This is a genomic window from Bradyrhizobium sp. (assembly GCF_049512235.1).
Classification (GTDB): domain Bacteria; phylum Pseudomonadota; class Alphaproteobacteria; order Rhizobiales; family Xanthobacteraceae; genus Bradyrhizobium.
The window spans coordinates 1-13,753 of sequence record NZ_JBEKXH010000197.1; the positions used below are offsets into that span (position 1 = coordinate 1).

The following is a 13,753-nucleotide window of genomic DNA, read 5'->3' on the forward strand; positions in this document are numbered from 1 at the left end:
CGTCGACGCGTCGGGCGTTATTGGCGACGAGGTTTGTTTGAGTTTCGGGTCAGCGTCGTTCAGCTTGAACATCCACAAAATCGACGAATTGTCCTATGTCGCCGTTCTGCAGGACATCTCTGAACTAGCAAAGCTGAACGGGCGCCTGCAACAGGTAAACCAAAGGCAAAAGCGTCAGACCGACAAGATCCGCACCATCGGAAGGCAATTCAGCGAGGCCCTGAACAACATCTCCCAGGGCGTATGCATGTTCGATGCTGAGCAGCGGGTCATCGTCGCCAGCGAGCCGTTTTGCGCGATCTATAAATTGACGCCGGATCAGGTGAGACCCGGCACGACGTTACGCCAGATCCTGGAGCACCGGCACGTGAGTGGTACCGACTTCGGACAGGATACGGCGAAATATGTCCTGACCAAACCAACGCTTGGAAATGAAAAGCAGCACCTGGTCGACGGAAGAGTCATTGCAATCGCCCGGCATCCGCTATCCAGCGGAGGCTGGGTGGCCACCCACGAGGATATCACGGAGCGCAACCGGACTGACGAACGTATTGCGTTCATGGCCCACCACGACCAGTTGACCGGCCTTCCCAATCGGGCCTTGCTGTCGGAAAAACTCGAGGAAGCAGCCGCGCAGATGCGGCGAAACGGCGGTGCCTTCTCCGTCCTGATGCTCGATCTCGACAAGTTCAAATACGTCAACGATACGTTGGGACATCCCCTCGGCGATGATCTGCTTAGAGCGGTCGCCGGTCGCTTGAGATCGTCCATCCGAAAAGGCGATATTCTCGCGCGGCTGGGCGGCGACGAATTTGGAATCATTCAGCGCGGGAAGGAGAATCTGCGCGAGGGCGCGATAGCTCTCGCGCTCCGGATCGAAAAAGCCTTATCCCGGCCGTTTTGCCTCGATGGCCACACGGTCGACATCGGCGCGAGTATCGGGATTGCCATGGCTGTCGACAGCACAAGCGTGCCTCATGATCTTTTGAAGCAGGCCGATCTCGCGCTCTACCGAACCAAATCCGACAGGCGAGGCTGCTTCAGCTTCTTTTCACCGGATCTGCTCAAGCGGGCGGAGGCGCGGCGATTGCTGGAAGTCGAAATGCGCGGGGCAATGAAACGCAATGAGTTCGAATTGCATTACCAGCCGATTATCGACGTCAATACACTCGGCGTAGCCGGGGTGGAAGCTCTGGTCCGATGGCGACACCCGAGCGAAGGTCTGGTTCCTCCCGATCAGTTTATTCCGCTGGCCGAAGAGACCGGCCTCATCAATCCGCTCGGGGAGTGGATCCTGCGGCAAGCATGCGCCGACGCCGTAAAGTGGCCCGACAATGTCAAGGTCGCGGTCAATCTTTCGGCGGTTCAATTCCGAAAGGGCAACCTGATTGATGTCGTCCTGCGCGCGTTGGTCGAGTCCGGACTGAACCCGCGGCGACTCGAACTGGAGATCACGGAAAGCGTCTTTCTGAACGGGGACGAAGACTACTTGGCGACCATCAGGCAGCTGAAAGATCTGGGGGTCACATTCGCGCTTGACGATTTCGGAACGGGATTTTCGTCGTTGGGCTATCTGACCAGATTTCCGTTCGACAAGATCAAGATCGACAAATCCTTTACCCAAGGCTACGGCAAGCACGGCAGTTGCGAAGCCGTCGTATCGTCGGTGATTGTTCTCGCGCGCGGCATGAAGATGGTCACCACTGCGGAAGGCGTTGAAACCGAAGAACAGTATCTACGCCTGCGCAAGGCCGGCGTGACCCTTGTGCAAGGCTATCTGTTCGGACGTCCCGTTCTGCCATCCCAGCTTAGTTTTTCAACACGGCAATCGTCCGGCCCCGCGGCGCCGCGAGCCGCGTAGCCATTTGGATCGAGCTTGGTCAAACTCGGTCGGTTCGGTCCCCGTATTTCTACAGCATGAATAATTAACCAATTACGCAGGATCGCGGAAGCATGGTCGATCAAGATCGCCGACCGGCCCATCCGAACCCGCGCCCTCGTCATTCCCCAGGGGTTGCCGACGCGCCTAGTCTTGACCCCAAGGAGAATACGATGCCACTGACCAAACGGGCACAGGTTGTGCCGGGAAGCCGCGAAGAAATTGGCCATGCTGCAACCACTATCGATCGCAGCGCCGGCCAGGCCGAAGTTCAGCGCAAGCGAGCCCGCACCTTTGCCCGTCAGCAGAAGGTTGCCGAGCGCGTCGCCGCCGCAACGGCGGAGATGGCTTCGGCGATCAGTGAATCCGCATCGGCAGCGGGGGAACTTTCCAAGTCGATGGAGCAGATTGCGGCCGGCGCCGAAGAGGCGTCGGGTGCGGCCCAGCAATCGCTCGTCGCTGTCACCGATATCGCCACCGGCGTGACCCAGGCCAAGGAAAAGGCCGAGATCTCGCGGCAGAAATCCGAGGCGTTGCAGACCCTGTTGGGCGAGCTGAACGCCCAGATCGGTGCCTCGGTCGCCAATATCGGCGCCGGCGCCGACCGCCAACTGGCCTCCGTCCAGATGGTCGTCGAACTCGAAAAACAGGCCGCCAACATCGGCGAAATCGTCAAGGCTGTCGCGCGCATCGCCGACCAGACCAACCTGCTCGCCCTCAACGCCGCCATCGAAGCGGCGCGGGCAGGTCAGCACGGCAAGGGCTTCGCGGTCGTCGCCGATGAAGTGAGAGCGTTGGCTGAGACGTCCGAGAAGAGCGCCAGCGACATCCAGGGCCTGGTGGGCCAGATTCAAGGCGAAGTAAAGTCGATTGCCGAGGGCATCAACGGGGCCGCGGAAGCGGCCCGGATCGAAGCCGAGAAGGGCAAGGCCGTGACGGTCCAGCTCGAAAAGGCGCGGTCCGACATGCGCGGACTCGTGGCGGCAAGCACTGAAATCGCAGCCGCGGCGCTGCAATCCGACCTCGCCACCAAGGAAGTGCAGAAGGGCTCGGAACAGATCGCCGCGGCCGCCACCGAACAGTCGGCGGCTTGCGAAGAGGCCTTGAAGACGGTCGACCAGCAGAGCGTGGCGCTGAACCAGAGCCAGACCGCGTCGGAGGAACTATCCACGCTAGCCGACGAACTGAAGAACTCTACCGACATTTCGAAAAGCGCCGAGGAAATGGCGTCCGCGGCCGAGGAACTGTCCTCCGCGGTCCAGGAAATCAGCGGCTCCGCGACTCAGATCATGGCGGCGATCGAACAGATCAATAAAGGGTCGCAGCAGGCCGCGGCGGCCGCGCAGCAATCGAGCGCCGGTAACTCCCAGATCGAAAAGGGCGCCGCACTGTCGCAAGCGCGGGCGAAGGCGGGGCTGGAGTCCTGTCGCGCCATCACCGATCTGGTGAAAGCCAGCCGTTCGGCGGTCGAAGAACTCATCCAGGGCGTCTCCAGGGGGCTCGAAGAAACCAACAAGAGCGGCAAACTGATCGCAACGCTGGAGCAGGTCAGCCGGCGCATCGACAAGATCGTTGACTCGATCACGACGGTGTCGATCCAGACCAACATGCTGGCGATCAACGGCTCGATCGAGGCGGCCCGCGCCGGCGAGTTCGGCAAGGGCTTCATGGTGGTTTCGACCGACATTCGCAATCTCGCGCGCGAATCGGCCGAGAACGCCGATCGCATCAAGGACGTCGTCAAGGCGACCCAGGATCAGATCGTCGCCGTCCGGCGTGATCTGGAGCAGATCGCCACCGCAGCGGAAATCGAAGCCCAGAACAACAAGGCGATCACGACCAACCTGGCGATGGTCGAGCAGGACGTGGCCATCGTCCTGGACGGCAATGAAGAGATCCTCAAAGGCTCCGAGATCATCCTGACCGCGGTCCAGGAGGCGCAGAAGGCGACGCAGCAGATCTCCATCGCCGCCGACCAGGCCAGCAAGGGTGCGGTCGAAGCGGCCAGCGCGGCGAAACAGCAGTCGAAGGGCGCCGAGGAATTGGCGGTCGCCGTCGAGGAAATCGCCTCGCTCGCCGACGAACTCCAGAACTCACGGGATTAATAGGAAAGGTTACGCTCGTGATCATGGAATCAAACGTGGCCGATGCGCCTCCGCTTGCTCCCGCGGATGAGCCGGCCGGCGATAGAAGGCAATACGGCAACTCGACCGGCGAAACCCGGCAATACGTCACCTTTCACATCGACGACGGCATCTTCGCGGTGCCGCTTGCCGAAGTGCAGGAAATCATCCGGATGCCGGATATCATCCAGGTGCCCCTGAGCCACGCCAGCCTGGAAGGATTGGCCAATCTGCGCGGTACGGTGATGTCCGTCACCAGCCTGCGGCGGATATTCTGTTACCCGGATGTCGAACACAATGATGCCACCCGCGTGGTAGTCATCAATCGCGGCACGCCCGTTGGTCTCGTTGTCGACCGGATGTCGGCGGTGGTTACGGCGGAGCCCGATCAGATCGAGAGCGTGAGTTCGATCGAGGCGACAGTCAACACCGACCTTCTCCTCGGCATGATCAAGACGGCCGACGGGAAGGGGATGATCATGATCCTCGATCCCATCAGGCTTTTCGAAAGCGATTCCGGCTCGGGGCGTCGACGCGCTCAAAAGGCCAGTACCGGCGAGATCAACGACGCCGTGGAGCGGGCGGCCGAGACGACCGACGAAATGCAGCTCGTGAGCTTCGAGGTCGCTGGACAGGAATACGCGCTGACGATCGAGAACGTGCAGGAGATCGTCCAGGTTCCTGAGCATATCAACCGGGTGCCGAAAACCGATTCTCATGTCCTGGGCGTGGTGACACTGCGCAACCGGCTGCTCCCGCTCGTCAGTCTGCGCGAAATGTTTGGACTACCCGCGGTGCCGCTCGATGATCGCAGCAAGATCGTCGTGGTGCCGCTGCCGGATCAAACCTCGGTCGGGATCGTGATGGATACCGTCAAGGAAGTGCTGCGCGTCAACCGCAGCGCGCTCGATCCCGTGCCGAGCCTGATGCGGGGCGGGAGAACGCACGGCGAAATCCAGGGAATTTGTCGGCTCAATGGCGGCAAGCGTCTGGTTTCTGTGCTCTCGGCCGAGGCACTTTTCGATAACGAGGTGGTTCGCCGCGCCGCGGCACAGCTCAGTACAGGGGAAAGCGGAGAGGACGCGATGGCTTCGGACGATGTTGGAGGCGCGCTCGCGCACGCGGAGGAAGAACAGTTCGTGGTGTTCCGCCTCGCCGACGAAGAATACGGCGCGCCAATCGACGCGGTACAGGAGATCGTGCGCGTTCCGGAATCGCTGACACGGCTACCCAAGGCTCCGAATTTCATCAAGGGAGTCGTGAATCTCCGAGGTGCCGTGCTGCCGGTAGTCGATCAGCGGACGCGGTTCGACCTCGATGACATGGAGCGTAACGATCGCCAGCGGATCATGGTGTTCACTATCGATGGCGTTCGCACCGGATTCATCGTCGATTCGGTATCTGAAGTGCTGAAGATTCCACGCAATGCCATCGGACCGACGCCCCTGCTCTCGGAGGAGCAGGCCCGGATCATATCGCGCGTGGCCAATCTGGAGAAGCAGAAGCGGATGATCCTGCTGATCGATACCGATCATCTCTTGGATAAACAAGAACTCGCGACGCTTGAGGAAGCCTCGGGCGTGACCAGGCAACGTGCGCCAGCCGTCGAACCGAGTCCGGCGCCATGCCCAAGCTTCTGATCGTCGACGATTCTGCCCTGATGCGAAAGTGTCTGGGCGATGTCTTCAAGGCCGAGGGCGATTTCGAGGTGAGTTTTGCCCGCAACGGCGCGGAGGCGCTGTCGATGGCGCGATCCATCGCGCCCGACGTGATCACGCTCGACGTGAACATGCCGGAAATGGACGGCATCACCTGCCTCAGCCGGATCATGGTCGAATGCCCGAAGCCCGTCGTGATGGTCTCGTCGATCACCAGCGAGGGCGCAGAGGTGACGCTGCAGGCGCTGAGCCTCGGCGCCGTCGATTTCGTTCCCAAGCCGGATGGCACCGTCTCGCTCCACATCGACAAGATCAAGGTCGAGCTGGTTGCCAAGGTGCGCAGCGCCGCGCGGGCACGCATCAGCAAGAGCCGCGGGCTTTTGGAGCGCGTTCGCAACCGCGCCCCCTCCGTCGAAAGCCCGAAGCATTCCGCCTGCAGCGCCCGAACTGGCGCCGGCACAGCGGCGGGCCCGGTAAAAGGGGTGGTCCTGATCGGCGTATCGACCGGAGGGCCCGGCGCGATCGAAATGGTTTTGCCACGGCTGCCGAGAAATTTTCCGTGGCCGATCCTGGTCGCGCAGCATATGCCGGAGAGCTTCACCGGGGTGTTCGCACGCCGGATCAACGATTTGTCGGAAATTGAAGTGGTCGAGGTCACCCGGCCGATGCCGCTGCGCGGCGGCGTGGCCTATATCGGGCGCGGCGATGCCGACTTTCAGGTTGGTCTGCGCAGTGGCGTTCTCACTGCCATTCCATATCCCGCATCGCCGCAACACAACTGGCACCCGAGCGTCGAACGCCTGGTCGCGAGCGCGCTCGAGCATGTCGCTCCGGATCACCTTCTCGGCGTGATGCTCACCGGCATGGGCAACGACGGCGCGGCGGCCATGGCCGAGCTGCGGTCGCGCGGTGGCCGGACCATCGCGGAATCAGAGGATACCGCGGTGGTGTGGGGAATGCCCGGCGAACTGGTAAAGCTGGGCGGTGCCACGGTCGTGCTCCCGATTGAGCGCGTTTCAGATCAACTCCGACGCTGGACCAATTGACATGCCATTGATCAGACCCGCCGCAGCCACGCTGGACGCGATACCTGAGGGCCTTGAGTCCCGCCGTGAAAAACTGGCCGGCGGTGACGTCGATGAGCGGCGCCATGCCGCTCGCGCGCTGTCGAAAGACCCGGCCGGCGCATCCATTCTCGCCGCTCGTCTTCAGTCCGAGCCGGATCCGCGGGTCCGCGACGCGCTGTTCGGAAGCCTCAGCGATATCGGCGGAACACACGCGGCCGAATTGGTTGCGCCGTTCATCCGCAGCGACGATGCCGGTCTGCGCGGGGGTGCCATCGAAGCCCTGAAGCGCCTCGAAGGCGACGCCGTCGCCGTGCTCGACGCGCTGATGAACGATCCAGATACCGACGTGCGCATTCTCGCCGTCGAGGTAACACGGGCGTGGCCGGGCGAACTCGCAATCCCGCGGTTACGGCGTGTGTTCGAGCTCGATCCGCATGTCAATGTTTGCGCCGCCGCGGTCGATGTCGCGACCGAGGTCGGTACCGAAGATTTGCTCCCGGCGCTGAACGGACTGCGCGATCGGTTCGCCAACGAGCAATTCCTGCTCTTTGCCGTCGATATCGCCTGCGCCCGTATTCTCGGCGACGATGCGCGGGCGACCTGATGTCGGTCCTGGCGCAACGCTCCACCGCAACGCTTGCCATCAGCGAATCCGAATATCAGAAATTCTGCGAGTTCTTCTATCGCCGTACCGGCATCTCGTTTGCCGCCAACAAACGCTATTTTGTCGACAAGCGCCTGATCGAGCGGATGCGCAAGATCGGAGCCTCGGGCGTCGAAGACTACTTCGAGCGCCTGCGGCAGCGCGATGCCAGCGGCGAGATTGAAGCGCTGATCAATCTGCTCACGATCAACGAAACCTATTTCTACCGTGAGGATCACCAGCTCGATTGTCTGGTCAACGGGATTCTACCCGAACTGGTCTCCGGGCGCCGCAAGGGCGACCGCATCCGCATCTGGTCGATGCCGAGCTCGACCGGAGAGGAGCCGTACTCGATCGCGATGTACCTGCTCGAGAATTGGCCGAAGGTTGACGACTACGACATCGAGATCATGGCCTCTGACATCGACACCAATGTCCTGCGCGCCGCGGAGGCTGGCGTCTACGACGCCAGGTCGCTGCATCGGCTGTCGCCGGCACTGGTACGGAAATATTTCGTGTCGGCCGGCCCCGAGGGTTTCCGCCTGATCGACGCCATCCGCCAATCGGTGCGCTTCACAAAAGTGAACGCGAGCGACGCCGCGGAGATGGGCGCGTTTGTCAGCATCGACGTCATCTTCTGTCGCAATATGCTGATCTATTTCGACGACCGTTCGCGTCGCCAGGTCGTCGAATCATTCTACGACAGCCTCGGCCAGGGAGGTTTTATCTGTCTGGGGCATTCGGAATCGATGAGCCGGATCTCGTCCTTGTTCGAGGTCAGGAAGTTTCCGCAGGCGATCGTTTACCAGAAATGTGGAGGTTCACGGTGAACGTACATGTCATTTCGAGGGCGGTATCGGCCCCCGAAAGGTTTGCCGCGCAAATTCTCGTGGTCGATGACGCGACCGTCGTGCGACTTTACTACCGGCAGATACTCGAACAGCAGGGCTACCGGGTCGAGGAAGCGATCAACGGTATCGAAGGCCTGGAGAAGGCCGTTCAGACGCCGTTCGATCTCTGCATCGTCGACGTCAACATGCCGATGATGGATGGCTACACGTTCCTGCATGCGCTGCGGCGGGAGCCGATCACGCACGCGGTTCCGGCGCTGATGACCACCAGCGAGGCCGGCGCCGAGGATCACCACACCGCGCTCAAGGCCGGCGCCAACGCCTATCTGGTCAAGCCGGTCGCGCGAGATCAGCTTGCGCTTTATGTCGCCGCCCTGCTCGGAAGGAGCGTCGCATGAACGAGCTGCTGGTCCAATTCGTCGCCGAGGCGGGTGACCTGCTGCGGGAAGCCGGGGAAGATCTGCTGGCGCTCGAGCGTACGCCAGAAAACGAAGATGCAATCAATCGGCTGTTTCGTTCGGTCCATACACTCAAGGGATCGTCAGGCCTATTCGACGTACAGCCGCTCACCCGGATACTGCACGCGGCCGAGGATATCTTCCAGGACGTGCGCGAACATAAGCTGGCGCTGACGCCCGAAATGGTTGATCTCACGCTCAAGACGCTCGACCAGGTCGGGCAATGGATTGAATACCTCGATCAGACCGAGAAACTTCCGGCCGACGCTGCCCCGATCGCAACGGATCTGGTTGCAGAATTGCGTGGGCATTTCACGCGAGGGCCAGTCGAAGCGCTCGCAAATCCCTTTAGCTCGATGGAGCATCCAGCGGGCTCCCTCGACCGCTGGTTTGGCAAGGATGCGATCGCGGACGCGGCGAAAACGGCTCGCAAAGAAGCCATCACTCTGGTGTCCTACCTGCCCGAGGAGGGGTGTTTCTTCAAAGGCGAGGACCCTCTCCATCTGGCGATGCAGATCCCGCAATTGCAGGCGCTCGGCGTTGCTGAGCGGTCGCCCTGGCCGGCGCTCTACGATCTCAATCCATTCAACTGCAATCTTGGCTTCCACGCTTTGTCGACGGCGGACCGTCCAGAACTTGAGACGTTGTTCCGCTACGTCCCCACCCAGGTGACAATCACCGAGCTCGCGGCCTCGGCGCTCGCCGATTCGGCGCCGGGATTGATGCTGCCCGATGTTGTCGAGGCGCTGTTGCGCGAGCAAATTGATCTTCTGGAATTGGACGCGCCTGCCGAGGAGTTCGCCGGTCGCGTTGCTTCGGCGGCGCGGGTCGTTGCAAACGCGCTGCGCTTCGCCGGACATTCTGAAAACGCGGCGACACTCGAAGCGGCGGAGGCCCGGTCGCTGGGCGCTGGATCGAGCGCGCCGCTGCGCGGCGCAATCGCCGATCTGCTTCGACCCGAGGTCGCGTCAGCCAGCATCATGCCTGACCCGCCAGCGTTCGCGGAAGAGGGTCGGTCCGCGCCCGGCGAAACAACTGAGCGCGCACCGTCACGAACCTTGCGGGTCGACCAGCAAAAGGTCGATTCCCTGATGAATCTGATCGGCGAGCTGGTGGTTGCAAAGAACAGCCTGCCGTTCCTGGCGCGACGGGCCGAGCAGCAATTCGGCTCGCGCGAACTTGGACGCGAGATCAAGGATCAGTACGGCGTCATCGACCGCATCGCGCAGGAGCTGCAGGGTGCCGTAATGGCGATCCGCATGATGCCTGTCGGCCAGGTGTTTCAGCGCTTTCCCCGGCTGGTGCGCGATCTCGCGCGCAAGCTCGGCAAGCAGGTCGATCTTGTCATCGAAGGCGAGGATACCGAAGCCGACAAGAACGTCATCGAGAGCCTGTTCGATCCGCTGCTGCACATGGTCCGCAACAGCCTCGACCACGGCGTCGAATCGCCCGAAGCGCGTGCGGCGTGCGGCAAGCCAGGCGCTGCGAAAGTCAAGCTGCTGGCGCGCCGCGACGGCGACCAGGTGGTGATCGAAGTGGTCGATGATGGCCGCGGCATCGATCCGGAAGTCATCAAGCGCAAGGCCTATGAGCGGGGGCTGATCGACGAGGCCCGCCTCGCCGCCATCACCGACGACGAAGCGACGATGCTGGTATTCGCCGCCGGGTTCTCGACGGCCGAAAGCATCTCCGACGTCTCCGGCCGGGGTGTGGGCATGGATGTGGTGCGCAACGCCGTCGAAAAGGCCGGCGGCCGGATTGCGATGACGAGCGTCAAGGGCGCGGGAACAACGGTCCGGATAGACCTGCCGCTCAGCATGGCCGTAAGCCGGGTGATGACGGTCGCCTTGGGCAAGAACCTGTTCGGCGTTCCGATGGATCTGATCGAGGGTATCGTGAAGGTGCCGCGCAGCGATGTGGTTCGCATCAAGACATCGGAGGCTTTTGTCCTCCGCGATCGCGTGGTCCCCCTGGTCCGTCTGACGCAGCTTCTCGAGCTGCCGGACGAAGCGGCCGCCGGCGAGGAGATCGCGGTACTGGTGGTTCGCGTGAACGGACAAACCGTGGGACTCGGGATATCGGCCTTCGGTGAAGGCATGGAAGTGATCCTGAAGCCACTCGAAGGCATGCTGGCCAAGATCACGGGCTATGCCGGCACCGCCTTGCTCGGCGACGGCCGCGTGCTGCTCGTGCTCGACCTCAAGGAGTTGATCTGATGACCATCCGGCGCCTGGGCGACACGATATTCCTCGAGGGCGTCTGTGCCGTCGAGGACGCGGAGGTTTTGTTGCAGCAATTGCAGGCCGGCGCGGACCTGATCGACTGGAGCGGTTGCACCCATCTGCACGCGGCTTGCTTTCAGCTGCTGTTGGCGATGCGGGTTCCGATGTCGGGAACACCCATGAATCCGGAGCTCGCGCGCTGGCTTGCACCAATCCTTCATTCGGCTGAGCTATCAGTTCGGGACGTTGCCGTTGCCGACACCGAAACCCTCTGCGAAATGGAGCCCTGAGCCATGCCTGCGATCCTCGTCCTCGACGACTCCGCCACGATGGTCATGAGCCTGTCGCGGGTTCTGAAAAATGCCGGCTACGAAGTTGAGACCGCGAGCAATGGCAAGGAAGGCATGGCCAAACTCGCCGCCGGCCTGAAGCCGAGCGTGATCCTGACCGATCTCAACATGCCGCAAATGGACGGCGTTGCTTTCATCAAGGAGGCCAGGAAAAGCGCCTCGACAAGGTTCACCCCGATCATCGTGCTGACCACCGAGTCCGGTGGGCAGAAGCGGGATGAGGCACGGGTCGCCGGGGCTTCGGCGTGGCTCACCAAGCCGACCGAGCCGAGTGAACTGCTGTCGACGCTGAAACAGCTCCTGCCGAAGTGAGCGACCGGCGAGAATCTTGTTTGCGCCGTCTTGGCGGCGCAGGTTGCGGAGCTGCGCGATCGCATAGACAGCGGCGCGACGGTCGAACTGCTGTGGCGAACCTCCGACGTGCTGGCGCAGCTGTCGGGCCTCGTCCAAAAGCTTGCAAAACGCTGCTCCGATTCTGACTCCGAGTTGAACGAGCAATGCAGCACCGCGGTCGCAGCACAGGCCGAGATCAGCCGCTCGCTCGAAAGTCTCGCCTTCGAGCAGGCACAGCGCAATGACTTCACCTGCCAGACGGTCGATTGCGTGGTGACGGCCCTCGAACGCCTGGCCGCAACCGATGTGCCGCTCGGCAATCGTCTGTCGCCCGACGAACTGGCCACGCTTTACGTCTCCGACCAGCAGCGCCAGGTGCACGAGGCCGCCACGCGGCAGTTCGCCGTCGGCGCATCGCCGGGGCGAACCGGCGCGGGGAGCCACAATCGGGAAGGACCGGGAAAATGACGATCGTTCTCCCGGCTGCAGGCTTCCATCGCGGTCGCACACAATGGGGCGCAATCGTGCCCACGCTTGCCAGCGCTGCTTGCGGTGTCGCCATCCTGGTATCGCCGGATGTCCCGACGCCGGCGCGGATACTTGCCGCGGCGGTCGCAGGCATTTCCCTGTTTGCTTGGATCGGCACGCGCCGGGCCGAGTCCGCCGAGGCAGATCCGCCGGCTCTCCCCGCGCGACTAAAAGACGTCATGGGCAAGGACATGACGGCAGAGGGCGCGAGCCATGGCGCATGGCCGGGGGAGCCGAATGGCATCCATCCCGGCACGGCACAGGATATGCAGACCGCGATGCGGTTGTTCGGTTCGGCGATCGTCGATCAGGTCGATACCTCGGTAAATACCGTGCTCGGTGACAACCACCAAATGCGTGAGATGGCGAGCGAAATGGCGACAGCTGCGGCGCAGGCCAAGGATCAATTCCGCGGCGCCATGTCGCGCGCGGTCGAGGCCGAAGGCGGGATCGAGCGGTTAAACGCGTTCGGCGGGGAACTCAGCGGTTCGATCCAGTTCATCGGTTCGGAGGTCAAGCGCTCGATCGACATCGTCAAGGATGCGACCGCCCAGGCGGAAATCACAAGAGGCTGCGTGGAGACCATGGCGACGCTGTCGCGGACGGTGTCCGACGTTACCAAGATGATCGATGGTATCGCCCGGCAGACCAGAATGCTGGCTCTCAACGCAAGCATCGAAGCGGCACGTGCCGGCGAGGCGGGCAAGGGGTTTGCCGTTGTGGCCAACGAGGTGAAGCAACTCGCGCACCAGACCGCCGAGGCAACAAATACGATCGGTCAGAAGATTGCCGAGATGACCGGGATGGTCGCCGAGAGCGTCGAGTCGCTGCAAGCCCTGGTGGGAACGATTGCCAGCGTCGACGAGGCCAGCAGCTCGATCGGAAAGGCCATTGTCGCGCAAGAAAGCCTGGCCGGGCAGGTATCCTCCAATCTTGAGACCATGCGCGATGCGGTATACACATTGTCTCGCGAAATCCGCGAGGCGGCGCAGATCGCGTCCAACAGCGGAATGTTGTCCGAACTCGTACTGGAAACGGCGAATTCCGTCGATGGGCACATGAGCGTGCTCAAAAAGAACCTTCAGGACATCGGCGCCGGCATGGGACCGGCAGCTTCCCAGATAGGTATGGAAAATCGGGCGCTCCGGTGAGGCCGCGATCCGCGGACTCACTGCTCTCGCTTTCGGCACAGCTACGGCAACGAACGGCGCCCCTGCATGGGCAGATCGAGGCCCTGCTTCGATTGCCCGGTGCCATCAGCACCCGCGCTGACTACCAGAACTGGCTCGCTCGTTTCCTCGGACTCTACCAGCCGCTTGAATGTTCCTTGGCGGCGTTCTCCGAGTGGAATTCGCTCGGCCTTTCGATGTCGGCGCGCGACCACACAAGCTGCCTTGTCGATGATCTCACAGCCCTTGGTATCGATCCGCGCGAACCACCACGGGCTTCGCAACACCTGCTACCGGATCTGCCGAGCTTTGCGCACGCCCTCGGGGCACTCTACGTGATCGAGGGAGCGACACTTGGCGGCCGACTGATTTTGCGCGACCTCGAGCCGCGGATTGGTGCCTCGATCGCCGGGGCGACGCGGTTCTTCGGAGGACGTGGCGAGGCGGTGGGACCGATGTGGCAGAGCTTCCG

The 13,753-nt window shown here is 62.3% G+C and carries 13 protein-coding genes; all 13 read left to right on the forward strand.

What is annotated here, in order from left to right:
• On the forward strand, positions 1–1,861 hold a 1,861-nt coding region (locus tag ABSG20_RS18800), incomplete at its 5' end, for an EAL domain-containing protein (RefSeq protein ID WP_423866013.1).
• A gap of 191 nt (positions 1,862–2,052) precedes the next feature.
• A complete protein-coding gene (locus ABSG20_RS18805) occupies positions 2,053–3,984 on the forward strand; it encodes a methyl-accepting chemotaxis protein (protein WP_423866014.1) in 1,932 nt (643 codons plus the stop codon).
• A 35-nt stretch (positions 3,985–4,019) separates the two neighbouring features.
• A complete protein-coding gene (locus ABSG20_RS18810; RefSeq protein WP_423866015.1) occupies positions 4,020–5,642 on the forward strand; it encodes a chemotaxis protein CheW in 1,623 nt (540 codons plus the stop codon).
• On the forward strand, positions 5,627–6,706 hold the full coding sequence (gene cheB / locus ABSG20_RS18815) for a chemotaxis-specific protein-glutamate methyltransferase CheB (RefSeq protein ID WP_423866016.1): 1,080 nt from the start codon (positions 5,627–5,629) through the stop codon (positions 6,704–6,706). The genes ABSG20_RS18810 and cheB overlap by 16 nt, the downstream gene beginning before the upstream one ends.
• A gap of 1 nt (position 6,707) precedes the next feature.
• The gene (locus tag ABSG20_RS18820) at positions 6,708–7,331 is read left to right on the forward strand and encodes a HEAT repeat domain-containing protein (RefSeq protein WP_423866017.1); all 624 of its coding nucleotides are present in this window, start codon (positions 6,708–6,710) and stop codon (positions 7,329–7,331) included.
• Positions 7,331–8,200 (forward strand): CheR family methyltransferase, encoded by an 870-nt coding sequence (locus ABSG20_RS18825; protein ID WP_423866018.1) that lies wholly within the window; start codon positions 7,331–7,333, stop codon positions 8,198–8,200. Before ABSG20_RS18820 ends, ABSG20_RS18825 begins: the two co-directional genes overlap by 1 nt.
• Positions 8,197–8,619, forward strand: coding sequence for a response regulator (locus tag ABSG20_RS18830; protein ID WP_423866019.1), 423 nt, complete (start codon positions 8,197–8,199; stop codon positions 8,617–8,619). The genes ABSG20_RS18825 and ABSG20_RS18830 overlap by 4 nt, the downstream gene beginning before the upstream one ends.
• Positions 8,616–10,895 carry a chemotaxis protein CheA gene (locus ABSG20_RS18835; protein ID WP_423866020.1) on the forward strand — a complete coding sequence of 760 codons (2,280 nt, stop codon included), beginning with the start codon at positions 8,616–8,618 and terminating at the stop codon, positions 10,893–10,895. Before ABSG20_RS18830 ends, ABSG20_RS18835 begins: the two co-directional genes overlap by 4 nt.
• Positions 10,895–11,191, forward strand: a complete 297-nt coding sequence (locus ABSG20_RS18840; protein ID WP_423866021.1) for a hypothetical protein — start codon at positions 10,895–10,897, stop codon at positions 11,189–11,191. Before ABSG20_RS18835 ends, ABSG20_RS18840 begins: the two co-directional genes overlap by 1 nt.
• Before the next feature lie 3 nt (positions 11,192–11,194).
• Positions 11,195–11,563 (forward strand): response regulator, encoded by a 369-nt coding sequence (locus ABSG20_RS18845; RefSeq protein ID WP_423866022.1) that lies wholly within the window; start codon positions 11,195–11,197, stop codon positions 11,561–11,563.
• 30 nt (positions 11,564–11,593) lie between these two features.
• Positions 11,594–12,052 carry a hypothetical protein gene (locus tag ABSG20_RS18850; protein WP_423866023.1) on the forward strand — a complete coding sequence of 153 codons (459 nt, stop codon included), beginning with the start codon at positions 11,594–11,596 and terminating at the stop codon, positions 12,050–12,052.
• Positions 12,049–13,263: a methyl-accepting chemotaxis protein gene (locus ABSG20_RS18855; RefSeq protein WP_423866024.1), complete on the forward strand. Its 1,215-nt coding sequence runs from the start codon at positions 12,049–12,051 to the stop codon at positions 13,261–13,263. The genes ABSG20_RS18850 and ABSG20_RS18855 overlap by 4 nt, the downstream gene beginning before the upstream one ends.
• Positions 13,260–13,753, forward strand: a 494-nt coding sequence (locus ABSG20_RS18860; protein WP_423866025.1) for a biliverdin-producing heme oxygenase, incomplete at its 3' end; no start/stop codon positions are given. The genes ABSG20_RS18855 and ABSG20_RS18860, both read left to right, overlap by 4 nt.

Excerpts from the sequence above, each read along its gene's own strand:
- ABSG20_RS18835 (WP_423866020.1), top strand. The coding sequence starts at position 8,616 with ATGAACGAGCTGCTGGTCCAATTCGTCGCCGAGGCGGGTGACCTGCTG.
- ABSG20_RS18840 (WP_423866021.1), top strand. The coding sequence starts at position 10,895 with ATGACCATCCGGCGCCTGGGCGACACGATATTCCTCGAGGGCGTCTGT.
- cheB (WP_423866016.1), top strand. The coding sequence starts at position 5,627 with ATGCCCAAGCTTCTGATCGTCGACGATTCTGCCCTGATGCGAAAGTGT.
- ABSG20_RS18845 (WP_423866022.1), top strand. The coding sequence starts at position 11,195 with ATGCCTGCGATCCTCGTCCTCGACGACTCCGCCACGATGGTCATGAGC.
- ABSG20_RS18805 (WP_423866014.1), top strand. The coding sequence starts at position 2,053 with ATGCCACTGACCAAACGGGCACAGGTTGTGCCGGGAAGCCGCGAAGAA.
- ABSG20_RS18855 (WP_423866024.1), top strand. The coding sequence starts at position 12,049 with ATGACGATCGTTCTCCCGGCTGCAGGCTTCCATCGCGGTCGCACACAA.
- ABSG20_RS18820 (WP_423866017.1), top strand. The coding sequence starts at position 6,708 with ATGCCATTGATCAGACCCGCCGCAGCCACGCTGGACGCGATACCTGAG.
- ABSG20_RS18825 (WP_423866018.1), top strand. The coding sequence starts at position 7,331 with ATGTCGGTCCTGGCGCAACGCTCCACCGCAACGCTTGCCATCAGCGAA.